The 24,253-nt window shown below is 68.8% G+C and carries 18 protein-coding genes; 3 read left to right on the forward strand and 15 right to left on the reverse strand.

The genetic code is table 11. The features are described 5' to 3' along the window. The first annotated feature begins 18 nt into the window (after positions 1–18). Together ACIRFH_RS03115 and ACIRFH_RS03120 are read left to right on the forward strand one after the other, a co-directional pair. Positions 19–1,020 carry a LysR family transcriptional regulator gene (locus ACIRFH_RS03115; protein ID WP_403516808.1) on the forward strand — a complete coding sequence of 334 codons (1,002 nt, stop codon included), beginning with the start codon at positions 19–21 and terminating at the stop codon, positions 1,018–1,020. A 91-nt stretch (positions 1,021–1,111) separates the two neighbouring features. Then, complete coding sequence (locus ACIRFH_RS03120; protein WP_403516809.1) at positions 1,112–2,512, forward strand: alpha-lytic protease prodomain-containing protein; 1,401 nt, start codon at positions 1,112–1,114, stop codon at positions 2,510–2,512. 102 nt (positions 2,513–2,614) lie between these two features. Here the strand turns inward: ACIRFH_RS03120 and ACIRFH_RS03125 are convergent, their stop codons facing one another. The 6 genes from ACIRFH_RS03125 to ACIRFH_RS03150 all read right to left on the reverse strand — a co-directional run bounded on the left by ACIRFH_RS03125 (position 2,615) and on the right by ACIRFH_RS03150 (position 9,448). After that, on the reverse strand, positions 2,615–3,109 hold the full coding sequence (locus ACIRFH_RS03125; protein WP_403516810.1) for a hypothetical protein: 495 nt from the start codon (positions 3,107–3,109) through the stop codon (positions 2,615–2,617). A 588-nt stretch (positions 3,110–3,697) separates the two neighbouring features. Beyond that, positions 3,698–4,891 (reverse strand): elongation factor Tu, encoded by a 1,194-nt coding sequence (tuf, locus tag ACIRFH_RS03130; RefSeq protein WP_356552738.1) that lies wholly within the window; start codon positions 4,889–4,891, stop codon positions 3,698–3,700. Between the two features lie 174 nt (positions 4,892–5,065). Then, the gene (fusA, locus tag ACIRFH_RS03135; protein ID WP_403516811.1) at positions 5,066–7,192 is read right to left on the reverse strand and encodes an elongation factor G; all 2,127 of its coding nucleotides are present in this window, start codon (positions 7,190–7,192) and stop codon (positions 5,066–5,068) included. 39 nt (positions 7,193–7,231) lie between these two features. Further along, positions 7,232–7,702, reverse strand: a complete 471-nt coding sequence (gene rpsG / locus ACIRFH_RS03140) for a 30S ribosomal protein S7 (RefSeq protein ID WP_003974303.1) — start codon at positions 7,700–7,702, stop codon at positions 7,232–7,234. Between the two features lie 2 nt (positions 7,703–7,704). Continuing rightward, positions 7,705–8,076: a 30S ribosomal protein S12 gene (gene rpsL, locus ACIRFH_RS03145; RefSeq protein WP_003948652.1), complete on the reverse strand. Its 372-nt coding sequence runs from the start codon at positions 8,074–8,076 to the stop codon at positions 7,705–7,707. A 319-nt stretch (positions 8,077–8,395) separates the two neighbouring features. Beyond that, on the reverse strand, positions 8,396–9,448 hold the full coding sequence (locus ACIRFH_RS03150; protein ID WP_403516956.1) for a glycosyltransferase family 2 protein: 1,053 nt from the start codon (positions 9,446–9,448) through the stop codon (positions 8,396–8,398). 151 nt (positions 9,449–9,599) lie between these two features. Between ACIRFH_RS03150 and ACIRFH_RS03155 the strand changes: the two genes are divergently transcribed. After that, positions 9,600–10,955 (forward strand): hypothetical protein, encoded by a 1,356-nt coding sequence (locus tag ACIRFH_RS03155; protein WP_403516812.1) that lies wholly within the window; start codon positions 9,600–9,602, stop codon positions 10,953–10,955. 9 nt (positions 10,956–10,964) lie between these two features. On the opposite strand, the gene ACIRFH_RS03160 is transcribed toward ACIRFH_RS03155, so the two are convergent. The 9 genes from ACIRFH_RS03160 to rplK all read right to left on the reverse strand — a co-directional run bounded on the left by ACIRFH_RS03160 (position 10,965) and on the right by rplK (position 24,191). Beyond that, on the reverse strand, positions 10,965–11,534 hold the full coding sequence (locus ACIRFH_RS03160) for a hypothetical protein (protein ID WP_403516813.1): 570 nt from the start codon (positions 11,532–11,534) through the stop codon (positions 10,965–10,967). 130 nt (positions 11,535–11,664) lie between these two features. Further along, the gene (locus ACIRFH_RS03165) at positions 11,665–15,564 is read right to left on the reverse strand and encodes a DNA-directed RNA polymerase subunit beta' (protein WP_403516814.1); all 3,900 of its coding nucleotides are present in this window, start codon (positions 15,562–15,564) and stop codon (positions 11,665–11,667) included. A gap of 98 nt (positions 15,565–15,662) precedes the next feature. Next, positions 15,663–19,148 carry a DNA-directed RNA polymerase subunit beta gene (gene rpoB / locus ACIRFH_RS03170; RefSeq protein ID WP_403516815.1) on the reverse strand — a complete coding sequence of 1,162 codons (3,486 nt, stop codon included), beginning with the start codon at positions 19,146–19,148 and terminating at the stop codon, positions 15,663–15,665. Positions 19,149–19,728: 580 nt separating this feature from the next. After that, positions 19,729–20,112 (reverse strand): 50S ribosomal protein L7/L12, encoded by a 384-nt coding sequence (gene rplL / locus ACIRFH_RS03175; RefSeq protein ID WP_403516816.1) that lies wholly within the window; start codon positions 20,110–20,112, stop codon positions 19,729–19,731. Between the two features lie 114 nt (positions 20,113–20,226). After that, entirely contained in the window at positions 20,227–20,757 is a 531-nt protein-coding gene (gene rplJ, locus ACIRFH_RS03180; RefSeq protein WP_003974311.1) for a 50S ribosomal protein L10, read from the reverse strand. A 301-nt stretch (positions 20,758–21,058) separates the two neighbouring features. After that, entirely contained in the window at positions 21,059–21,910 is an 852-nt protein-coding gene (locus tag ACIRFH_RS03185) for a DUF1396 domain-containing protein (protein WP_403516817.1), read from the reverse strand. A 94-nt stretch (positions 21,911–22,004) separates the two neighbouring features. Next, positions 22,005–22,787, reverse strand: coding sequence for a hypothetical protein (locus tag ACIRFH_RS03190; RefSeq protein ID WP_403516818.1), 783 nt, complete (start codon positions 22,785–22,787; stop codon positions 22,005–22,007). 162 nt (positions 22,788–22,949) lie between these two features. Next, complete coding sequence (gene rplA, locus ACIRFH_RS03195; RefSeq protein ID WP_077796786.1) at positions 22,950–23,675, reverse strand: 50S ribosomal protein L1; 726 nt, start codon at positions 23,673–23,675, stop codon at positions 22,950–22,952. A gap of 81 nt (positions 23,676–23,756) precedes the next feature. Further along, on the reverse strand, positions 23,757–24,191 hold the full coding sequence (rplK, locus tag ACIRFH_RS03200; RefSeq protein ID WP_006130605.1) for a 50S ribosomal protein L11: 435 nt from the start codon (positions 24,189–24,191) through the stop codon (positions 23,757–23,759). Between the last annotated feature and the right edge of the window lie 62 nt (positions 24,192–24,253).

Raw genomic sequence — 24,253 nt, forward strand, 5'->3', positions numbered from 1 at the left:
GGGTCGCAAGCTCCCCTCATGGAGCTGGAGTTGCGGCATCTCAAGACGGTCCGGGCCATCGCGGAGGCCGGCAGCCTCACCAGGGCGGCGACGGCGCTCGGGCTCGCGCAGCCCGCGTTGAGCGCACAGCTCAAGCGGATCGAACGCGCCCTGGGCGGAGCCCTGTTCGAACGGGGCCGGCACGGCGTACGGGCCACCGCGCTGGGGGAACTGGTGCTGGAGCGCAGCCGGATCGTGCTGCCCGCGGTCACCGAACTCCAGCAGGAGGCGGCCAGGTTCGCCCGTGCGGCCCCGCGCACCGTGGAGCGGCTGCGGCTGGGCGGCACCCACGGGCCGCTGCTGGGCGCCCTGGTGGACCGGCTGGCGGGCGTGGCACCGGACGCCCGGATGACGACCTGTACCTCCTGGTCGGAACGGGAGCTGGCCGAGCAGCTCGTCGAAGGGCGGCTGGACTTCGCCCTCGCCGGGACCTGCGGGTCGGCGTCCCCGCCCGGCGCGGAGGGCCTGGTCTGGCGGGAGGTCGCCGTCGACCCGGTGTTCGTGATGGTGCCCGACGGTCACCCGCTCGCCCACCGTCCCGAGGTGGACCTGACCGAGCTGGCGGGCGAGGAGTGGGCCTGCGTGCCCGGTGACGGGTGCTTCGGGGACTGTTTCACCGCGTCCTGCGCCCGCGCCGGGTTCACGCCGCACCGCATGTACGAGACGGACACCGCCTCCCTGGTACACCTCGTGCAGGTGGGCCGGGCGGTCGGGCTGTGCCGGGCGACGTTCCCGACCACGCCCGGCATCGTCACCCGGCCGCTCACCGGTACCCCCCTGGCCTGGCGGCACCTGCTCGGCTGGCACGCGGGGAGCCAGCGGCAGGACACCGCCGCCACCGTCCTCGCGCAGGCCCGCATCGCCCACGCGGGCGTGGCCGCCGGCAGCGACAGCTACACCGCGTGGCTCTCGGCGCACGGGGACGCGGCGGCCGTGGGCCGAGTCCCGGGTGCTCCACCGACGCCCGCGCGCGTTCCATAACGCCGGGGAGGGGGCCGGCCGGTGTCTTATGCCCACCGGCCGGCCCTCCCTACGGTTTCGGCACCTCCCCACCGAGACCGAGGAGTTCCCCATGTCCTCCCTGTCCTCCCTGTCCTCCGTGTCCCGGCGGCACACCAGGGCCAGAGCCGCGGGCGCCGCCCTCGCGGCGACGGCCGCCCTGCTCGTGGCCGGGCTCAGCGGCTCCGCGAGCGCCCGGGCGGCCGAGGCCGCGGAGCCGTCGGCGCCCTCGGCGGCCCGGACCCTCCGCACCGACGCCGCCCCGCCCGCCCTGCTGAGCGCCATGCAGCGCGACCTCGGCCTGGACCGGAAGCAGGCCGAGCGGCGCCTGGCCAACGAGGCCGAGGCGGGAGCCGTGGCGGGCCGGCTGCGGGCGGCGCTCGGGGCCGACTTCGCGGGCGCCTGGGTCCGGGGCGCCGAGTCCGGCACGCTGACCGTGGCGACGACGGACGCGGGCGATGTCGGCGCGATCGAGGCGCAGGGCGCCCAGGCGAAGGTCGTGCGCCACTCGCTGGCCGGCCTGGACGCGGCCAAGGCCCGCCTGGACCGGGCGGCGGCCGGCCGGAACACCGCCGACGCGCCCGTCTGGTACGTCGACACGCGCACCAACACCCTCGTCGTGGAGGCCGTACGTCCGGCCGCGGCCCGTGCGCTGCTGGCGGCGGCAGGCGTCGACTGGTCCCTCACCCGCGTCCAGGCACGCACCGAACGTCCCCGCACCTTCTACGACCTGCGGGGCGGCGAGGCGTACTACATCGACAACAGCGGACGCTGCTCGATCGGCTTCCCGGTCACCAAGGGCACCCAGCAGGGCTTCGCCACCGCCGGTCACTGCGGCCGGGCCGGCGCCGGCACGAGCGGCGCCAACCGGGTCGCCCAGGGCACCTTCCAGGGCTCGGTCTTCCCCGGCCGCGACATGGCGTGGGTGGCGGTCAACTCCAGCTGGACGGCGACCCCGTACGTCAACGGCGCCGGCGGGCAGAGCGTCCAGGTCGCCGGTTCCACGCAGGCGACGGTCGGCGCCTCCGTGTGCCGCTCCGGCTCGACGACCGGCTGGCACTGCGGCACCGTCCAGCAGCTGAACACCAGCGTCACCTACCAGGAGGGCACCGTCTCCGGCGTCACCCGCACCACGGTGTGCGCGGAGCCCGGTGACTCCGGCGGCTCGTACATCTCCGGCAGCCAGGCCCAGGGCGTCACCTCGGGCGGCTCGGGCAACTGCGGCAGCGGCGGCGAGACCTTCTTCCAGCCGATCAACCCGCTGCTGTCGAACTACGGCCTCACCCTGAAGACGTCCGGTGACGGCGGCGGCCCCGGCCCGGAGGTGCCCGGCGGCACCTGGACCGCCGGCAAGGTCTACCAGCCGGGCGACACGGTGACCTACGGCGGCTCCACCTACCGCTGCCTCCAGGGCCACCAGGCCCAGCCGGGCTGGGAACCGTCCAACGTGCCCGCCCTGTGGCAGCGCGTATGACCCGCTGACCGCTCCGCGGGGAGCGGGGGCGGGGGCCGGGTGCCGCAGCGGGAGAGCACCCGGCCCCCGCCCCCGCTCACGCACGCGCGCAGAGCCCCCGCATCATCCCCGGGGCTCGTCCTCGCCCGGCGCGGACACCTCCGTGGCCGACACAGCCGTGATCGCCCGCGTGAACCGGACCCCCAGCACGTCCAGGTCGCCACAGCCGCGGACCCGCGCCCTGTCCTCCTCGGACACCTCGACACCACGCCGCTCCAGCAGCAGCAGAATGTCCCCGGCCCGGCCCTCGGCCCGGAGGCTCCGAGCGGTTTCCGACTGGAAGAAGGAGAGGTCGGCGGCCACGATCTGCCTCCAGAGGTCCGCGGCCGGCGTCTCGCCGAGGCCTTGTTCCGTGAGCCCGATGAAGATGCTTGCGGTGGTCTCGTCGTCGGCAGACAAGCCCTTCAGCGCTGTGGCCAGGGCTTTCAGCAGGGCATCGGCGTCCGGCCCCTGACGGTGCAGAGCCGCGGAGAGGACGGTCAGCGGGATGTCCCGCGCGGCTTCGTCGGGGCTGTCGATGACCGGGACGCTGCCGGGTCCCAGCACCAGGGGGCGCACGGTCAGCGAGGGCCACTGCGGCGGACCGATGTCGCCCCGCCGAGCCGCCCAGGCCGCGGTACGCCGGTCCGCGCAGACGACCGGAAGGACCGGCGGCAGATGGTACTTGGCGTGCAGGTGCGACAGGCAGTACGCCCGGCTCGCCGGCTTGCCGGGGGTCTTTCCTCCCCTGGGACTCGACCGCCGGCAGAAAGCCGCCGTTCGCGCCCGCGTCCATGCGCAGCAGCGTGTCCCCCCGTCTTTCCACCGGCCGGTTCTCCGTGAGATCGGTGGTGAGTGGTACCGCGGAGAGAGGTGCGGCGAAGGTGATGCCGAGCCGCTTGACCGCTCGGACGAAGAGCGTCGGACCCTCCTGGAAGATCCGATGCAACGCTTCGTGGGAAGAGCTGACCATGCGGAGAACGCAGACCGAGGCCCACCGTCGCCAGAGGCATGTGCCTCGCGCTTCCTCCGACGAGGTGATCCACCCGCCCCAGCCTTGACGCCGACTCCCCCGCACAAGCGAAAGGACCCGCACGACCGAAGTCGTACGGGTCCTCTCAGGCGTCAAGCCCTGGTCAGGTCAGTCGACCCACCAAGCAAGCGAACTTACTTGTTGATCTTGGTGACCTGGCCGGCGCCCACGGTCCGGCCACCCTCGCGGATGGCGAACTTCAGGCCCTCTTCCATGGCGACGGGCTGGATGAGCTCCACCTTCATCTCGGTGTTGTCACCCGGCATGACCATCTCGGTGCCCTCGGGGAGGGTCACGACGCCGGTCACGTCCGTCGTACGGAAGTAGAACTGCGGACGGTAGTTGTTGAAGAACGGCGTGTGGCGGCCACCCTCGTCCTTGGACAGGATGTAGGCCTGCGCCTCGAACTCGGTGTGCGGGGTGACCGAGCCCGGCTTGATGATGACCTGGCCGCGCTCGACGTCCTCGCGCTTGATGCCGCGGAGCAGCAGACCGACGTTCTCACCGGCCTGGCCCTCGTCGAGCAGCTTGCGGAACATCTCGATGCCGGTGACCGTGGTGGTGGTCTTCTCCGGCTTGATGCCGATGATGTCGACGGTCTCGTTGACCTTGAGGACACCACGCTCGATGCGGCCGGTGACGACCGTACCGCGACCGGTGATGGTGAAGACGTCCTCGATCGGCATCAGGAACGGCTTGTCGACGTCACGCTCGGGCTCCGGGATGGCCTCGTCCACGGCCTTCATCAGGTCGAGGACGGACTGGCCCCACTCCTTGTCGCCCTCGAGGGCCTTCAGGGCGGAGACCTTGACGACCGGAACGTCGTCGCCCGGGAACTCGTACTCGGAGAGGAGCTCGCGCACCTCGAGCTCGACGAGCTCCAGGATCTCCTCGTCGTCCACCATGTCGGCCTTGTTCAGCGCGACGACGATGTACGGAACGCCGACCTGGCGGGCCAGGAGCACGTGCTCCTTGGTCTGCGGCATCGGGCCGTCGGTGGCGGCGACCACGAGGATGGCGCCGTCCATCTGCGCCGCACCCGTGATCATGTTCTTGATGTAGTCCGCGTGACCGGGGCAGTCGACGTGGGCGTAGTGACGCGTCTCGGTCTGGTACTCGACGTGCGCGATGGAGATGGTGATACCGCGCTGGCGCTCTTCGGGAGCCTTGTCGATCTGGTCGAAGGCCGAGGCCTCGTTCAGGTCCGGGTACGCGTCGTGCAGCACCTTGGTAATGGCGGCCGTGAGGGTCGTCTTACCGTGGTCGATGTGACCGATGGTGCCGATGTTGACGTGCGGCTTAGTCCGCTCGAACTTCGCCTTCGCCACTGGGGTCCTCCTGTGGAGTGGTTCTGGTACGCCTTACTTCATCGGCGCCAGGTGATCTTTGCTGGGAAACCCGGGCCAGGGGGCATCCCACCGGGTTGGTGGCGGAATGCCCCTTGCAGGCTCCGGGGTCAAGCCTAAAGCGTGTGAACGGGGTCCGTTAAACGGAGTAGTCCGTTACTCGCCCTTGGCCTTCGCGATGATCTCCTCGGCGACGTTCCGGGGAACCTCGGCGTAGGAGTCGAACTGCATCGAGTAGCTTGCGCGACCCGACGTCTTGCTGCGGAGGTCGCCGACGTAGCCGAACATCTCCGACAGGGGCACGAGGCCCTTCACGACGCGGGCACCCGCCCGCTCCTCCATGGCCTGGATCTGGCCACGGCGGGAGTTGATGTCGCCGATGACCTCACCCATGTAGTCCTCGGGCGTGGTGACCTCGACGGCCATCATCGGCTCCAGGAGCACGGGCGAAGCCTTGCGCGCGGCCTCCTTGAAGGCCTGCGAACCGGCGATCTTGAACGCGAGTTCGGAGGAGTCGACCTCGTGGTAGCCACCGTCGATGAGCGTGACGCGGACGCCCGTCATCTCGTAGCCGGCCAGGATGCCGAACTGCATGGCCTCCTGCGCACCGGCGTCCACCGAAGGGATGTACTCCTTCGGGATGCGGCCACCGGTCACCTTGTTCACGAACTCGTATGAGGCGTCGCCGCCCTCGATCGGCTCGATCGCGATCTGCACCTTCGCGAACTGACCGGTACCACCGGTCTGCTTCTTGTGGGTGTAGTCCACGCGCTCGACGGCCTTGCGGATCGTCTCACGGTAGGCGACCTGAGGCTTACCGACGTTGGCCTCGACCTTGAACTCACGGCGCATACGGTCGACCAGCACCTCGAGGTGCAGCTCGCCCATACCACCGATGATGGTCTGGCCCGTCTCCTCGTTCGTGTGAACCTGGAAGGACGGGTCCTCCTCGGCCAGACGCTGGATCGCGACGCCGAGCTTCTCCTGGTCGCCCTTCGACTTGGGCTCGATGGCGACCTGGATGACCGGCGCCGGGAAGTCCATGGACTCCAGGATCACCGGGTTCTTGTCGTCGGACAGCGTCTCACCGGTGGTGGTCTGCTTCAGACCCATGACGGCGACGATGTCGCCGGCGCCCACCGACTCGATCTCCTCACGCTTGTTGGCGTGCATGCGGTAGATCTTGCCGATGCGCTCCTTCTTGCCCTTGACGGAGTTCAGCACCGCGGTGCCGGACTCCAGGCGGCCCGAGTAGACCCGGACGAAGGTGAGCTTGCCGAGGTGCGGGTCGCTCATGATCTTGAACGCGAGCGCGGCCAGCGGCTCGTCCTCGGACGGCTTGCGCTTGATGACGACCTCGGGGTCCTTGACGTCCTGGCCCTCGATGGCCTCGACGTCGAGCGGGGTCGGCAGGTAGCGCACGACCGCGTCGAGCAGGGGCTGGACGCCCTTGTTCTTGAACGCGGTGCCGCAGAACACCGGGGTGACCGTGGTGTCGCTGGACTTGCCGGAGGCGATGGTGATGCGACGGATCGCGGCGTACAGCTGCTCCTCGGTGGGCTCCTGGCCCTCCAGGAACAGCTCCATGATCTCTTCGTCGTTCTCCGCGACGGCCTCGACCAGCTTGCCGCGCCACTCCTCGGCGGCCTCGGTGTGCGTGTCGGGGATGTCGACGACGTCGTACATCTCGCCCTTGGCGGCATCGGCGGACCACACGAGCGCCTTCATGCGGACCAGGTCCACGACGCCCTTGAAGTCGGCCTCGGCGCCGATCGGGAGCTGCATGACGAGCGGCTGGGCGCCCAGGCGGTCCGAGATCATGTCCACGCAGCGGTGGAACTCGGCGCCGGTACGGTCCAGCTTGTTGACGAAGCAGATGCGCGGAACGCCGTAACGGTCGGCCTGACGCCACACCGTCTCGGACTGCGGCTCGACACCGGCGACACCGTCGAACACGGTCACGGCACCGTCGAGCACACGCAGGGAACGCTCCACCTCGACGGTGAAGTCGACGTGCCCCGGGGTGTCGATGATGTTGATCGTGTAGTCGTTGTCCTCGAGCGGCCAGTGACAGGTGGTCGCAGCAGACGTGATCGTGATGCCACGCTCCTGCTCCTGCTCCATCCAGTCCATGGTGGCAGCGCCGTCGTGGACCTCACCGATCTTGTACGACACACCGGTGTAGAACAGAATCCGCTCGGTGGTGGTCGTCTTGCCCGCGTCGATGTGGGCCATGATCCCGATGTTGCGGACCTTGGCCAGGTCAAGTGAAGTGGTAGCCATAAGGCTTCAGTCTTCTCTCGGTCTCGATGTGGGTAGCGACTACCAGCGGTAGTGCGCGAAGGCCTTGTTGGACTCGGCCATCTTGTGCGTGTCCTCGCGCTTCTTCACAGCGGCGCCGAGGCCGTTGGAGGCGTCGAGGAGCTCGTTGAGCAGACGCTCGGTCATGGTCTTCTCGCGACGGGCGCGGGAGTAACCGACGAGCCAGCGCAGCGCGAGCGTGTTGGCGCGACCGGGCTTGACCTCGATCGGCACCTGGTAGGTGGCGCCACCGACACGGCGGGACTTGACCTCGAGGGTCGGCTTGATGTTCTCGAGCGCGCGCTTCAGCGTGATGACCGGGTCGTTGCCCGTCTTCTCACGCAGACCCTCCATGGCACCGTAGACGATGCGCTCGGCGGTGGAGCGCTTGCCGTTCAGCAGCACCTTGTTGATCAGGGAGGTCACCAGAGGAGAACCGTAGACCGGGTCGATGATGACCGGGCGCTTCGGGGCGGGGCCCTTACGAGGCATTCTTACTTCTCCTTCTTGGCGCCGTAGCGGCTGCGGGCCTGCTTGCGGTTCTTGACACCCTGGGTGTCGAGCGAGCCGCGGATGATCTTGTAGCGAACACCCGGCAGGTCCTTCACACGGCCGCCGCGCACGAGCACGATGGAGTGCTCCTGCAGGTTGTGTCCCTCACCCGGAATGTAAGCAGTGACCTCGATACCGCTGGTCAGACGCACACGCGCGACCTTACGCAGGGCCGAGTTCGGCTTCTTCGGGGTGGTCGTGAACACACGCGTGCAGACGCCACGACGCTGGGGCGAACCCTCGAGTGCGGGCGTCTTGTTCTTCTCGACCTTGTCCTGCCGGCCCTTACGGACCAGCTGCTGGATCGTAGGCACTACTTCTCCGGTTTCTGTGTGCCGAATGGTGAAGCTAACCTGGAACGTCACCGACCCACGCGGTCGGGTGTGTCGAACCTGCGGACTCTCGCCGCGAGGACGGAAAGAGGCGCGGATTGCGGTGGCCGCTCACGGCCTCCGGTGCGGTTGAAGGCACGCACGAAGGCCAGGGCACACCCCAGGCACAAGGTCTGAGCGTACCTACCGCATTCGCTGCGGTCAAAACAAATGGGCGACACCGACGGCGGCATCCGGCTCGCACCGCTTTCACCCGATCCGCGTCCGGCCCCGCCCGGGTGCCGGACGACCGCTCGACCGCTCAGGTACGCGGCACCGGGACCCGTGCCCCGCCCTGGTCGGCGGGGGCCCCGGAGTCCGCGGCGCCGGCGGACTCCGCGGTCGCGGACCCGGCGGCTTCGGGCGCCGCGGTCGCGGGCGACGCGGCCGCGGACTCGGCGCCGGGCCCGGACCGCCCGGCCGCCGTGTCGTGCCGGACGAAGTACGTGGGCCTGTTCTGCACCGCCGTGTAGATCCGGCCGACGTACTCGCCGAGCAGGCCCACGCAGACCAGCTGGACGGCCCCGATGAACACGATCCCCGTGAAGAGCGAGGTCCAGCCGGGCACCGTGTGGCCCAGGGCGTAGGCGGTCAGCGTGTAGACGAGCAGACCCAGACAGACCAGGAAGGCGCCGACGCCCAGCCAGGTGGCGATGCGCAGCGGGGCCGCGGAGAAGCCGGTGACGCTGTCGACCGCGAGGCGGATCATCCGGCCCAGCGGGTACTTCGTGCGGCCCGCGGTGCGCGGCGCGCGCTGGTAGGTGACCCGGCCGCTCGGGAAACCCAGCCAGGGCACGAGGAGGCGGTAGACCCGCTGCTGGTCCGGCAGGGCCTTCAGCGCGTCCACCGCGGCCCGGCTGAGCAGCCGGAAGTCGCCCGCCTGCGCGGGGACCGAGGGGCCGGCCAGGCGGCGCATGAGCCGGTAGTAGACGCCCGCGGTCCAGCGCTTGAACCCGGTGTCGCTGCTGCGGTCGTCCCGGACGCCGTAGACGATGTCGAGGTTCTCGGCGCGGGCCAGCGCCAGCATGTCGGGGATCTTCTCCGGCGGGTCCTGGAGGTCGGCGTCCAGACTCACCACGTAGGCCCCGGCCGCCCGGTCCAGTCCGGCGGTGAGGGCGGCCTGGTGGCCGGAATTGCGCCGCAGCGCGATCACGCGCAGCTCCGGCCAGCCGAGCCGGAAGGCGGCGAGCAGCTCCGCGGTGCGGTCGACGCTGCCGTCGTCCACCGCGACGACCTCGTGGGCGACGCCCAGCTCCGTCAGGACCGGCCGCAGCCTGCTGACCAGCGCGGGCAGGGCCTCTTCCTCGTTGTACATGGGTATGACGACCGACAGCACGATCGGCTCGTCCCGTTCCTCGGACACCGGCCCTCCCCTCGCCCCCCTGTCGCAGAGCACAGATGTGCGACTCTTGTGCGATCTTATGGCAGCGATTGCTCGTAGAGGGCGGACCGAGGGGATGACAGCCATGGACACGGCTGCCGACGGCACGGCGACCGACGCGTCGGCCGGCGCGCGACACGGGCTGCCCGGCGAACACCGCGAGACGGCCGGGCCCCGGCCCGGTACCGGTGCCCTGGACCGGGCAAGGGCGGCCTGGGACGGCCGACGGCCCGCGTGGAGCAGGCGCCTCACCCTGCCACCCGGCGCCCGCCCGTACCTGCCCGCGCTCGCCCTGTACGGCGTCGCCAAACTCGTCGGCCTCACCGTCTTCGCCTCCCTGCTGGAGTACGCCGGGGACTACCACGACAAGAAGCCGCGCTTCGGCGGCGGCGCCCACTGGTGGGACGTCCTGGCCACCTGGGACGGCTGGTGGTACCTCCAGGTCGCCGAGCACGGCTACCACCCCTCACTGGTACGGCTCGACTCCGACGGCCTGTTCACCGTCCAGCAGAACTCGGTGGCGTTCTTCCCGCTCTACCCGGCCCTGATCCGCATGGTCTCGGAGGCCACCGGACTCGGCCTGTACGGCTCCGGGATCCTGGTCTCCGTCCTGGCCTCGTTCGTCGCCGCCGCGGGCATCTACGCCGTGGTCCGCCTGATCGCCGGGGCCCGGGCGGGCACCGTCGCCGCGGGGCTGTGGGCCGTGGCGCCGGGCGCGGGCGTCGAGTGGGCGGTGTACTCCGAGTCCGTGTTCGTCGCGCTCGCCGCCTGGGCCTGCTACGCCGTGATGACCCGCCGCTGGGTCGCGGCCGGCCTGCTGGCCTTCACCGCGGGCCTGAACCGCCCCACGTCCGCCGTGCTCATCGGCGCCGTGGGACTCGCCGCGCTGGTGACCCTGGCCCGCCCCGCGAGCCGGCGCGAACACGGTGTCCGGGGCCCGCTGTACGCCATGGTCATCGCCCCGCTGGGCCTGCTGTCCTACGTCGCCTGGGTCGGCTGGAGCACCGGTGACCCCTCGGCGTACTTCATCCTCCAGCGCGAGGGCTGGGCGCACTTCTTCGACTACGGCGCCTACACCCTGGACGTGCTGCGCAACCTGGCGGTGGGCCGGGGCGACTACGTCTTCGCCTTCTCCACCCCCGACCTGCTCTCCCTCCAGCTGGTCCTGGCGCTGCCCTTCCTGATCGCCCTGATGCTGCGCAAGAAGCCCCCGCTGGTGCTGGTCGCCTACACCCTGGCGTCGATCATCACGGTCCTGGGCACCCAGCAGATGTTCGGCAACACCATGCGCTACCTGCTCCCCGCCTTCCCCCTCCTCCTCGCCCCGGCAGCGGCCCTCGCCCGCCTGAAGCTGCCGAGCCTGACGGTCTTCTTCACGACGGCGGCGATCGCGTCGGGCTGGTACGCGCACTACGTCATCTTCGAACTGGGCGTGCCGTAACGGCGGCGGTCAGACCAGCGCCACCCCGGCGGTGCAGCCGAGCACCGTGCCCGTCAGGCTCAACGCGAGAAGGACGTTGCGGGCGCTCGCCTGCACGGGCCCCGAGGCCGGCACCGGACCGCCACGGTCCAGCCGCACTCCCCACAGCAGCAGCGCGGTGCCCCACCGGCGAATCAGCCGGCGTCCGTACACGACACCGAGCAGCAGGGCGCTCAGCAGGCCGATGACGGCCATGGTCACCCGGCTCTGGGCCGTGTCGGCGACGAACGCGGCGGACCACAGGAAGCGGGCCCCGAGGACCGTGCCCGGGACAAAGGGCGCGGCGGCGGCCGGCATGGGTCCTCGGACGCCCTCCCGCCACAGGTGGGCGAGCAGTGCCAGCACGGCGGCGAGCGCCACCCACGGCCCCGCCAGTCCGTACCCGGTGCCCTCCGGGCACGGCACACCGGTACGCGGACCGCAGGTCGAGGCCCTCCCCGCGAATTCCCACATGAACATGAAAAAGCTGCCCGCCCCGCCCCGGATCAGCAGGTTGAGAACGAGTGCGGCGACTCCGGAGACGAGCAGGTTGTTCGGCACGGACTCTTTGTCAGGCACATTTCCCCCAGGTGCCCCGCACCCCAGCAACCGGGGAGGCGGCACGCCGAAGGGCGGCCACCCGCACGGGGTGACCGCCCTTCGGTCGTAGCAGCCGTATCAGGCGACTCGCTTACTGGTTGTACGGACCGTAGTCGTAGTCCTCCAGCGGAACGGCCTGGCCGGAGCCCGTGCCGAACGGCGAGTAGTCGATGTCGTCGTAGCCGACGGCCGAGTACATCGCGGCCTTGGCCTCCTCGGTCGGCTCGACCCGGATGTTGCGGTAGCGGGACAGACCCGTACCGGCCGGGATGAGCTTACCGATGATGACGTTCTCCTTGAGGCCGATGAGGCTGTCGGACTTGGCGTTGATCGCCGCGTCCGTCAGGACTCGGGTCGTCTCCTGGAAGGAGGCGGCCGACAGCCAGGACTCCGTCGCCAGCGAGGCCTTGGTGATACCCATCAGCTGCGGACGACCGGAGGCCGGGTGACCGCCCTCCTGGACCACACGACGGTTCTCGGTCTCGAACTTCGACCGCTCGACCAGCTCGCCGGGCAGCAGCTCGGCGTCGCCGGACTCGATGATCGTCACGCGGCGCAGCATCTGCCGGATGATGATCTCGATGTGCTTGTCGTGGATCGACACGCCCTGCGAGTTGTAGACCTTCTGGACCTCGCCGACCAGGTGGACCTGGACGGCGCGCTGACCCAGGATGCGCAGCACGTCGTGCGGGTTGGTGGCACCCACGGTGAGCTTCTGGCCCACCTCGACGTGCTCGCCCTCGGACACCAGCAGACGGGCGCGCTTCGAGATCGGGTAGGCCGTCTCGTCGCTGCCGTCGTCCGGGGTGACGACGATCTTCTTGGTCTTCTCGGTCTCCTCGATCCGCACGCGGCCGGAGGCCTCGGAGATCGGGGCGACACCCTTCGGGGTACGGGCCTCGAAGAGCTCGACGACACGGGGCAGACCCTGGGTGATGTCGTCACCGGCCACACCACCGGTGTGGAAGGTACGCATCGTCAGCTGGGTGCCGGGCTCACCGATGGACTGGGCGGCGATGATGCCGACCGCCTCACCGATGTCGACCAGCTTGCCGGTGGCCAGGGAGCGGCCGTAGCACATGGCGCAGGTGCCGACCTGGGACTCGCAGGTCAGGATCGAGCGGGTCTTGACCTCCTCGACACCGTGGCGCACCAGCTGGTCGATGAGCACGTCACCGAGGTCGACGTTGGCCGGCGCGATCACCTTGCCGTCGATGACGACGTCCTCGGCGAGCATGCGGGCGTACACGCTGGTCTCGACGTCGTCCGCCTTGCGCAGGACACCGTCCTCGCCGCGCTCGGCGATCCGCAGCTTCAGACCGCGCTCGGTGCCGCAGTCCTCCTCGCGGATGATGACGTCCTGGGAGACGTCGACCAGACGACGGGTGAGGTAACCCGAGTCGGCGGTACGCAGAGCGGTGTCCGCCAGACCCTTACGGGCACCGTGCGTGGAGATGAAGTACTCCAGAACGGACAGACCCTCACGGAACGACGCCTTGATCGGACGCGGGATCGTCTCGTTCTTCGCGTTCGACACCAGACCACGCATACCGGCGATCTGACGCATCTGCATCATGTTGCCTCGTGCACCCGAGTTCACCATCATGAAGATCGGGTTGGTCTTCGGGAAGTTGTCGTTCATCGCCTCGGCGACCTCGTTGGTCGCCTTGGTCCAGATCGCGATGAGCTCCTGCGTGCGCTCGTCCTTGGTGATCAGACCGCGCTCGTACTGCTTCTGGACCTTCTCGTCCTGCGCCTCGTAGCCCTTGACGATCTCCTTCTTCGCCTCGGGAACGACGACGTCGGAGATGGCCACGGTGACGCCGGAACGGGTCGCCCAGTAGAAGCCGGCCGCCTTCAGGTTGTCGAGCGTCGCCGCCACGATGACCTTCGGGTAGCGCTCGGCGAGGTCGTTGACGATCTCGGAGAGCTGCTTCTTGCCGACCTCGTAGTCGACGAACGGGTAGTCCTCGGGCAGCAGCTCGTTGAAGAGCGCGCGGCCCAGCGTGGTCTTCAGGGTGAAGGTGTCACCCTGCTGCCACTCCGGCTCGCCCTCCTCGCGCGCCGGGGGCTCCCAGCCGCGGGGCGGGATGGTGCCCACCGGGAAGCGGATGTCGACCTTCGACTGGAGCGACAGGTCGCCCGCGTCGAACGCCATGATCGCCTCGGCGGCGGAACCGAAGGCACGGCCCTCGCCCTTGAGGTCGCGGCCCTCGCCGTCGGTGGTGAGGAAGAACAGACCGAGGACCATGTCCTGGGTCGGCATCGTCACCGGACGGCCGTCGGCCGGCTTGAGGATGTTGTTCGAGGACAGCATCAGGATGCGGGCCTCGGCCTGCGCCTCCGCGGACAGCGGCAGGTGCACGGCCATCTGGTCACCGTCGAAGTCCGCGTTGAACGCGGTGCAGACGAGCGGGTGGATCTGGATGGCCTTGCCCTCGACCAGCTGCGGCTCGAAGGCCTGGATGCCGAGGCGGTGCAGCGTGGGCGCACGGTTCAGCAGAACCGGGTGCTCCGCGATGACCTCTTCCAGCACGTCGTACACGACCGTGCGGCCGCGCTCGACCATGCGCTTGGCGCTCTTGATGTTCTGCGCGTGGTTCAGGTCGACCAGGCGCTTCATCACGAACGGCTTGAAGAGCTCCAGCGCCATGGCCTTGGGCAGGCCGCACTGGTGCAGCTTCAGCTGCGGGCCGACGACGATGACGGAACGCGCGGAGTAGTCCACACGCTTACCGAGCAGGTTCTGACGGAAACGACCCTGCTTGCCCTTGAGCATGTCGCTGAGGGACTTCAGCGGGCGGTTGCCGGGACCGGTGACCGGGCGACCGCGACGGCCGTTGTCGAAGAGCGCGTCGACGGCCTCCTGGAGCATGCGCTTCTCGTTGTTCACGATGATCTCGGGCGCGCCGAGGTCGAGAAGCCGCTTCAGGCGGTTGTTGCGGTTGATGACGCGGCGGTACAGGTCGTTCAGGTCGGAGGTCGCGAAGCGGCCACCGTCCAGCTGCACCATCGGACGCAGGTCCGGCGGGATGACCGGCACGCAGTCGAGCACCATGCCCTTGGGGCTGTTGCTGGTCTGCAGGAACGCGGAGACGACCTTGAGGCGCTTGAGCGCACGGGTCTTCTTCTGGCCCTTGCCGGTGCGGATGATCTCGCGGAGGCGCTCGGCCTCCTCCTCGAGGTCGAAGGACTCCAGGCGCTTCTGCAGCGCGGCGGCGCCCATCGAGCCGTCGAAGTAGGTGCCGAAGCGGTCGCGCAGCTCGCGGTAGAGCAGCTCGTCGCCCTCGAGGTCCTGGACCTTGAGGTTCTTGAACCGGTTCCACACCTCGTCGAGGCGGTCGATCTCGCGCTGCGCACGGTCGCGCAGCTGCTTCATCTCGCGCTCGGCACCCTCGCGCACCTTGCGGCGCACGTCGGCCTTGGCGCCCTCGGCCTCCAGCTCGGCCAGGTCGGTCTCGAGCTTCTTGGCGCGGGCCTCGAGGTCGGCGTCGCGGCGCTGCTCGATCTGCTGGCGCTCGACGGAGACGTGGGCCTCCAGCGACGGCAGGTCGCGGGTGCGGCGCTCCTCGTCCACGAACGTGATCATGTACGCGGCGAAGTAGATGACCTTCTCGAGGTCCTTCGGCGCCAGGTCCAGCAGGTAGCCCAGGCGCGACGGGACGCCCTTGAAGTACCAGATGTGGGTGACGGGGGCGGCGAGCTCGATGTGGCCCATCCGCTCACGGCGCACCTTGGCGCGCGTGACCTCCACGCCACAGCGCTCACAGATGATGCCCTTGAAGCGGACGCGCTTGTACTTGCCGCAGTAGCACTCCCAGTCCCGGGTCGGACCGAAGATCTTCTCGCAGAAGAGTCCGTCCTTCTCGGGCTTGAGGGTGCGGTAGTTGATGGTCTCGGGCTTCTTGACCTCGCCGTGGCTCCACTGACGGATGTCGTCAGCGGTGGCCAGACCGATCCGGAGCTCGTCGAAGAAGTTGACGTCGAGCACTATGCGTCAATCCCTCTCAGGGTTGTAAGTCTTGGGGTCTGAAACGGGGGTCCTGGGGCCGGCGGGCCTTGATCGCTCAAGGCCCGCCGAAACTCCCGTCAGACCTCTTCGACGCTGCTCGGCTCTCGCCGGGACAGGTCGATGCCGAGCTCCTCCGCAGCGCGGAAGACGTCCTCGTCGGTGTCGCGCATCTCGATGGACATGCCGTCCGAGGACAGCACCTCCACGTTGAGGCACAGGGACTGCATCTCCTTGATGAGCACCTTGAAGGACTCGGGGATGCCGGGCTCAGGGATGTTCTCGCCCTTGACGATGGCCTCGTAGACCTTCACGCGGCCGGTGACGTCGTCGGACTTGATGGTCAGCAGCTCCTGGAGGGCGTACGCGGCGCCGTAAGCCTCCAGCGCCCACACCTCCATCTCACCGAAGCGCTGGCCACCGAACTGGGCCTTACCACCCAGCGGCTGCTGGGTGATCATCGAGTACGGGCCGGTCGAGCGGGCGTGCAGCTTGTCGTCGACCAGGTGGTGCAGCTTGAGGATGTACATGTAGCCGACCGAGATCGGGTCCGGGAACGGCTCACCGCTGCGGCCGTCGAACAGCCGCGCCTTGCCGGACGGGAGCACCATGCGCTCGCCGTCGCGGTTCGGGATGGTGTGCTGCAGCAGACCCGCGAGCTCGTCCTCACGCGCACCGTCGAAGACCGGGGTGGCGACGTTGGTGCCGGGCTCGACCTTGTCGGCGCCGATGGCCTGGAGGCGCTGCGCCCACTCCTCCGCGAGGCCGGAGACGTCCCAGCCGCGGCTGGCGAGCCAGCCGAGGTGGATCTCCAGGACCTGTCCCGGGTTCATTCGGGACGGGACACCCAGCGGGTTGAGGATGATGTCGACCGGGGTGCCGTCCTCCAGGAACGGCATGTCCTCGATCGGCAGGATCTTGGAGATGACACCCTTGTTGCCGTGACGGCCGGCGAGCTTGTCACCGTCGGTGATCTTGCGCTTCTGCGCGACGTAGACGCGCACCAGCTGGTTCACACCGGGGGGAAGCTCGTCGCCCTCCTCGCGGTCGAAGACGCGGACGCCGATGACCTTGCCGATCTCGCCGTGCGGCACCTTCAGCGAGGTGTCACGGACCTCACGGGCCTTCTCACCGAAGATCGCGCGCAGCAGGCGCTCCTCCGGGGTCAGCTCGGTCTCACCCTTGGGCGTGACCTTGCCGACGAGGATGTCGCCGGCGACGACGTCGGCACCGATGCGGATGATGCCGCGCTCGTCGAGGTCGGCGAGGACCTCCTCGGAGACGTTCGGGATGTCCCGGGTGATCTCCTCGGGGCCGAGCTTGGTGTCACGGGCGTCGACCTCGTGCTCCTCGATGTGGATCGAGGAGAGGACGTCGTCCTGCACGAGGCGCTGCGACAGGATGATCGCGTCCTCGTAGTTGTGACCCTCCCACGGCATGAAGGCGACCAGCAGGTTCTTGCCGAGCGCCATCTCGCCGTTCTCGGTGGCCGGACCGTCGGCGAGGACCTGGCCCTCGACGACCCGGTCGCCCTCGTTGACGATGACCTTCTGGTTGACCGAGGTGCCCTGGTTGGAGCGGGCGAACTTGGCCAGGCGGTACGTGATGTACGTGCCGTCGTCGTTGGTGGTGGTGATGTAGTCCGCGGAGACCTCCTGGACCACACCCGCCTTCTCGGCCTTGACCACGTCGCCGGCGTCGACCGCGGAGCGGTACTCCATGCCGGTGCCGACGAGCGGCGACTCGCTCTTGATGAGCGGCACGGCCTGACGCATCATGTTCGCGCCCATGAGGGCACGGTTGGCGTCGTCGTGCTCGAGGAACGGGATCATGGCGGTCGCGACCGACACCATCTGGCGCGGCGAGACGTCCATGTAGTCCACGTCGTCGCCGGGGACGTAGTCGACCTCGCCGCCGCGGCGGCGGACCAGCACGCGGTTCTCGGCGAAGCGGAACTCGTCGGTCAGCGGCGCGTTGGCCTGCGCGATGACGAAGCGGTCCTCCTCGTCGGCGGTCAGGTAGTCCACCTCGTCGGTGACCTGGCCGTCGACGACCTTGCGGTACGGCGTCTCGATGAAACCGAACGGGTTGATCCGGCCGTACGAGGCGAGCGAGCCGATCAGACCGATGTTCGGGCCTTCCGGCGTCTCGATCGGGCACATGCGGCCGTAGTGCGACGGGTGGACGTCGCGGACCTCGAAGCCGGCCCGCTCACGGGAGAGACCACCCGGGCCGAGGGCGTTCAGACGACGCTTGTGCGTCAGCCCCGACAGCGGGTTGTTCTGGTCCATGAACTGGGACAGCTGGCTGGTGCCGAAGAACTCCTTGATGGAGGCGACGACCGGCCGGATGTTGATCAGGGTCTGCGGCGTGATCGCCTCGACGTCCTGGGTGGTCATGCGCTCGCGCACGACCCGCTCCATACGGGCGAGACCCGTACGGACCTGGTTCTGGATCAGCTCGCCGACGTTGCGGATGCGGCGGTTGCCGAAGTGGTCGATGTCGTCGGTCTCGACGATGATCGAACGGCCCGACTCGCCGACCGTCTCGGTCTCACCGGCGTGCAGCTTCACCAGGTACTTGATGGTGGCGATGATGTCGTCGGTGGTGAGCACGCCGGCGTCCAGCGGCTCGTCCGCGCCGAGCTTCTTGTTCACCTTGTAGCGGCCGACCTTGGCGAGGTCGTAGCGCTTCGGGTTGAAGTAGAGGTTCTCGAGCAGCGTCTGCGCGGCCTCACGGGTCGGGGGCTCGCCCGGACGCAGCTTGCGGTAGATGTCGAGCAGCGCGTCGTCCTGGCCCTGGGTGTGGTCCTTCTCCAGGGTGGCGCGCATGGACTCGTACTCGCCGAACTCCTCGAGGATCTGCTCGGTGGTCCAACCGAGGGCCTTGAGGAGGACGGTCACGGACTGCTTGCGCTTGCGGTCGATGCGCACACCGACCATGTCGCGCTTGTCGATCTCCATCTCCAACCAGGCACCCCGGGACGGGATGATCTTGGCGGAGAAGATGTCCTTGTCGGACGTCTTGTCGATGGAGGAGTCGAAGTAGACGCCCGGCGAGCGGACCAGCTGGGACACCACGACACGCTCGGTGCCGTTGATGACGAAGGTGCCCTTGTTCGTCATGAGCGGGAAGTCGCCCATGAAGACGGTCTGGGACTTGATCTCGCCGGTCTCGTTGTTGGTGAACTCGGCGGTGACGAAGAGCGGGGCCGCGTACGTGAAGTCGCGCTCCTTGCACTCGTCGATGCTGTTCTTCGGAGGCTCGAAACGGTGGTCGCGGAACGTCAGCGACATCGACCCGGAGAAGTCCTCGATCGGGGAGATCTCCTCGAAGATCTCTTCCAGACCGGACTTGGTGGGGACGTCGTGACCGGACTCCAGAGCCGACTCGACGCGAGCCTTCCACGCGTCGTTGCCGAGCAGCCAGTCGAAGCTCTCGGTCTGCAGCGCGAGAAGGTTCGGAACCTCGAGGGGCTCCTTGATCTTTGCAAAGGAGATGCGCAGCGGGGCGGTGCTGGCAGCGTTGTTCGTATTCGCGGTCGAGGCATTGCGCGAGGCGGCCAAGAGGGGGTCCTTCCGAGGGCTCGGACTCACTACGCGCGTACCGGCCCCTCTTCCTCACACGGAGACAAAGGGTGTCTGATGTGGCTGAAGAGCCAGGTCAGACGTGCTCTGGTCGTCAGTGCTCGGGCGAGGGTAGACCCCTGGTGACGGGCAGGGGGCAGCTAACAGGCAGCGCAAAGGGTCAGTGTAGCCACTTGGCACACTGATGTCCAGTGCGGGTTTCCCGAACCGTGTCCGCTCCTCGTTGTACTCACCACCTGCGGCAAGGACTAGCCCTCAACGCACCGTGATACTGCCCTCTTCGCCGTGGATCCATGCCTCGGATTCGGATCCTTGTGGCGACGCGTCCTGAGAATTGCGCGCTGCGTGCGGTTCGTCAAGGCCCCCCTTGCCCAAACCGGCTGCCGTCCAGGGACTCTCAGGGCCCCGGAGACGGCACAACGAAGATCACCATACTCTCCGCCGTGACCCGTGCAAGGCAGCCGCCGCCGGACCCCCGGAACGCCGAAGAGCGACCACCCGGATGGATGATCGCTCTTCGGCGCTTGCGCGTTACAGGCCCTGAGGGACCCGTGAGGTCTTACTTGACCTCGACCGAGGCGCCGGCGCCCTTGAGGGCCTCGGCGGCCTTGTCGGCCTGCTCCTTGTTGACCTTCTCGAGGACCGGCTTCGGGGTGCCGTCGACGAGGTCCTTGGCCTCCTTCAGACCCAGGGAGGTCAGCTCACGCACGACCTTGATGACCTGGATCTTCTTGTCGCCGGCGCCGGTGAGGATGACGTCGAACTCGTCCTTCTCCTCAGCGGCCTCGGCCGGGGCGCCCGGGGCGGCGGGGCCGGCGACGGCGACCGCGGCGGCGGCGGTGACGTCGAACTTCTCCTCGAAGGCCTTCACGAACTCGGAGAGCTCGATGAGGGTCATCTCCTCGAACTGGGCGAGCAGGTCTTCCTGGCTGAGCTTCGCCATGATGGCGGTCCTTCCACTAATTCGGCAGGTGCCGGATGTACGGGGTGAGGCGGGCGTACGTCGGGCCCGCGTCGGCCCTCGCCTCAGGCGGCGAGAGCCGGAAAGCGAGCCGAATTACTCGGCACCGCCCTGCTCGTCCTGCTTGGCACGGAGCGCGTCCACGGTGCGGACGAGCTTCGAGGGAAGCGCCTGGAAGAGCTGAGCAGTCTGGGACTGCTTGCCCTTGAAGGCACCCGCCAGCTTGGAGAGCAGAACCTCGCGGGACTCGAGGTCCGCAAGCTTCTTGATCTCGTCGGCGGACATCGCCTTGCCGTCAAGGACACCGCCCTTGATGACGAGATTCGGGTTGTCCTTGGCGAAGTCACGCAGACCCTTCGCCGACTCCACCGGGTCACCGGTGACGAAGGCGACGGCCGTCGGACCAGCGAAGAGCTGGTCGTCGAGCGTGATCCCGGCCTCATTGGCCGCAATCTTGGTCAGCGTGTTCTTCACCACGGCGTACTGGGCGTTCTCACCGAGCGACCGGCGCAGCGTCTTGAGCTGCGCCACGGTGAGACCGCGGTACTCGGTCAGCACGGCGGCGTTGGAGCTGCGGAACTTGTCCGTCAGCTCGGCAACCGCGGCAGCCTTTTCGGGCGTCGCCATAGAGCCTCGGCCTCCTTCCGGGTGATTCGGACCGCGCGGACCCGAAGGAGGTCTGGGGAAAACGAAACGCCCCGGCGCAGGCGCACGGGGCGTGGCTCGACCGGCCGCACGCGCACGGGGCGCGAACTCCGGGAGCTCATCCACTGTCACCTACGCGGGTCGTCCGCAGTTCAGCGGATCCTTCGGCCACCGTGCCCTCTCACGAGCACACGGCAACGACCAGCGGTCTTTGGCTTCGGTAGGAGCGTACGTGAACGGGGCAGTGTCAAGCAAATCCGCCCGTACGGCGACCCGGCCGGCCTCAGCCCGCCTGGTCCTCCTGCATCATCTCGGCCAGGTCGGCCGTCTCCCCGGCCGGCGGAGCGGTGATCTTCACGGGCTCGTTGAAGTCGAGGAAGGTGACGGTCATGTCCAGCGGGCCCTTGTCGGCGTCGCCGCGCATGCGGAACTGCTTGGCCTGGTCGTCGCCGTCGACCCACATGTCCATCGTGAGCTCGTCGACGCCCATCTTCTCGTACTGCTCGATGCTCTTGCGGCGCTGGTCCTGGGTGGCCTTGTCCCCCTCCGCGAGGGACTTCTCCAGGGCGTCGAGGGTGACGGTGCCCTTGTAGTGCGTGGTCTTCACCCCGTCGACGGTCTCGGTGCCGACCTTCTCCACGTCCTTGGCTCCGGTGAGGAAGGTGGACTCGGCCGCCGGGTTCTTGTCGGCCTGGGAGGCGCTGCCGAGCCCGTTGAGCTCCTTGTCGGCGCCCATCGCGGCCAGGTCGAACTTGATCCAGCTCTTGCCGTCCATCTCCTTGGCCGCCTCGGTGCCGCCGTTGAGGTAGAGGGCCTTGTCGACGAGCCGGATCTCGGCGGTCGCGTCGGCCCCCCGGTCGGGCGCCTTCATCTTCATGGCCATCGAGACCGTCGGCTTGAGCTGCATCTCGGCCTCGGCCTCGACCCGGCCCTCCTCGGGAACCCGGCCCGTCAGACGGTAACGGAGGGAGGTGATGTCCTCCGTGTTCTTCGCCGCCTTGGCCACGGCCGCCGCCGGCGTCATGTCGGGGGACGCGTCCGTCCCCTCGTCCTTCGAACAGCCCACCGCGCCCGCGGCGAGCAGCAGCGCGGCCAGACCCGCGCCCACGGGCACGCGCACAGAAGTCTTCGTCATGGATCCCCCCACGGGACACAGGAAATGAACAGCCGACACACAGCCAGGACGCGGGGATGTCCGAGACGGTTCTACCGATCTTGTGATTTCCGGGTCAGGAACCGTCGGACGGCGTCTTCAGCAGCTCCGTGAAGTCCGCCGTGTCGGCGGCCGGGGGACGCTCGACGGGGACGGGGACGCCGTAGTCGCTGTAGTAGGCGGTCTGGGACAGCTCGCCCTGCTCCGTCCGGCCCCGCTCGGTCTTCTTCACCAGCAGGTCCTGTCCGTCGACCCAGATGTCGACGGTCCGTCCGGGAGAGCCGTCCACCGTGCCGGACCAGTGCGTGGTGTGCCGGCCGCGCGTCGTCTCTCGGCCGACCTCGTGCACGTCGTCGGAGGCGAGGAGCAGCTTCACCGCCTCGTCCGGGGCGGTCTCGCGCATCCGGTCCGCGAAGCCGGCGCCGTCGCCGAGGCCCTCCAGGGCGTCGTACGCGTACTTGATCCAGTGCCTGCCGTCCGCCCGGGCGGCGAAGGCGTCGCCCATCTTCGCGTAGTAGGCGTCGGGCAGGTAGCGGGCCTCCAGGGAGGCGATGCCGAGCCGGCGCATCGCGTCGGCCGTCGTCCCGCCGGTGTAGGTGAGCGTGAGGGAGCCGGTGACGCCGTCGCCCCAGCTCAGGGCGCCGGCCGCCGTGAGGGACAGCTCGTCGCCGACGACGGTCGTGGAGGTGACCCAGGCCGAGCCGGCCCGGCCGGTGGCGCGCTCCACGGCGCGCAGCGGCTCCGCCGACGGGCCGGGACCTCCCTCGGCGGCACCGGAGGAGGCGCAGGCGCTCAGGCACGCCAGCACGGCCGTCACCGCGGTCGAAAGGGCCGTACGGCGTGCCGTCGTGCTCGTCATGTCCTCCCACCCCTGTGCGCGCGTCACCTGCCCGCACGCTAGCCCAGCCGCCCGGCCCCCGTATCGGAAAACCCCAGTCCGGAAAACCCCGTCCGGAAACGGGGACGGGCCCCGCACCTCGGAAGGTGCGGGGCCCGTGAACCGGTTGGGCGAGCCGTTGGCTCAGACCGCGGCCGGGTCCTCCTCGACGAGGAGGTTGCGGGTGCGGTTGGAGTCGACCGGAATGCCGGGGCCCATCGTGGTGCTGATGGCGGCCTTCTTGATGTAGCGACCCTTGGCGGCGGACGGCTTCAGACGGAGGATCTCCTCCAGCGCCGCGCCGTAGTTCTCCACCAGCTTGGTGTCGTCGAACGACGTCTTGCCGATGATGAAGTGCAGGTTCGAGTGCTTGTCGACGCGGAACTCGATCTTGCCGCCCTTGATGTCGTTGACAGCCTTGGCGACGTCCGGGGTCACGGTGCCGGTCTTGGGGTTCGGCATGAGACCACGGGGACCGAGCACGCGGCCGAGGCGGCCGACCTTGCCCATGAGGTCCGGGGTGGCGACGACGGCGTCGAAGTCCAGACGGCCCTTCGACACCTCGTCGATCAGTTCGTCGGCGCCGACGATGTCGGCGCCCGCGGCACGCGCGGCCTCGGCACGGTCGCCGGTCGCGAAGACCAGGACCCGGGCGGTCTTGCCGGTGCCGTGCGGGAGGTTCACGGTGCCACGGACCATCTGGTCGGCCTTGCGCGGGTCGACACCCAGGCGGAAGGCGACCTCGACGGTGCCGTCGAACTTGGTCGTGGAGGTCTCCTTGGCGAGACGGACGGCCTCGAGCGGGGCGTAGAGCTTGTCCCGGTCGACCTTGGCGTCCGCAGCGCGGAGAGACTTGCTGCGCTTGCTCACTACTGCTCCTGTTGGCTTCTTAGGAGTCGTGGTCCGGGCCGAGCAGGCCCTGCCACTTCTGCTTGCTTACGGGGGTGGAGGTCAGCCCTCGACCGTGACGCCCATGGAACGCGCGGTGCCGGCGATGATCTTCTCGGCGGCGTCCAGGTCGTTGGCGTTGAGGTCGGGCATCTTGGTGGTGGCGATCTCGCGGACCTGGTCACGCGTGATCTTCGCGACCTTGGTCTTGTGCGGCTCGCCGGAGCCCTTCTCCACGCCCGCGGCCTTGAGGATCATCTTGGCGGCCGGCGGCGTCTTGGTGATGAAGGTGAAGGAGCGGTCCTCGTAGACCGTGATCTCCACCGGGATGACCCAGCCACGCTGCGACTCGGTCGCGGCGTTGTAGGCCTTGCAGAACTCCATGATGTTGACGCCGTGCTGACCCAGCGCGGGGCCGACCGGCGGAGCCGGGTTGGCGGCACCGGCCTGGATCTGGAGCTTGATGAGCCCCGTGACCTTCTTCTTCTTGGGAGGCATAGCTCTCCGGGTCCTTTCGATTCGGGTCCTGCCCGCATCCGGAGCGACCCGGAGACAGGCAT

Origin of the sequence: Streptomyces sp. NPDC093586 (genome assembly GCF_044764905.1) — a bacterium.
Taxonomy (GTDB): domain Bacteria; phylum Actinomycetota; class Actinomycetes; order Streptomycetales; family Streptomycetaceae; genus Streptomyces.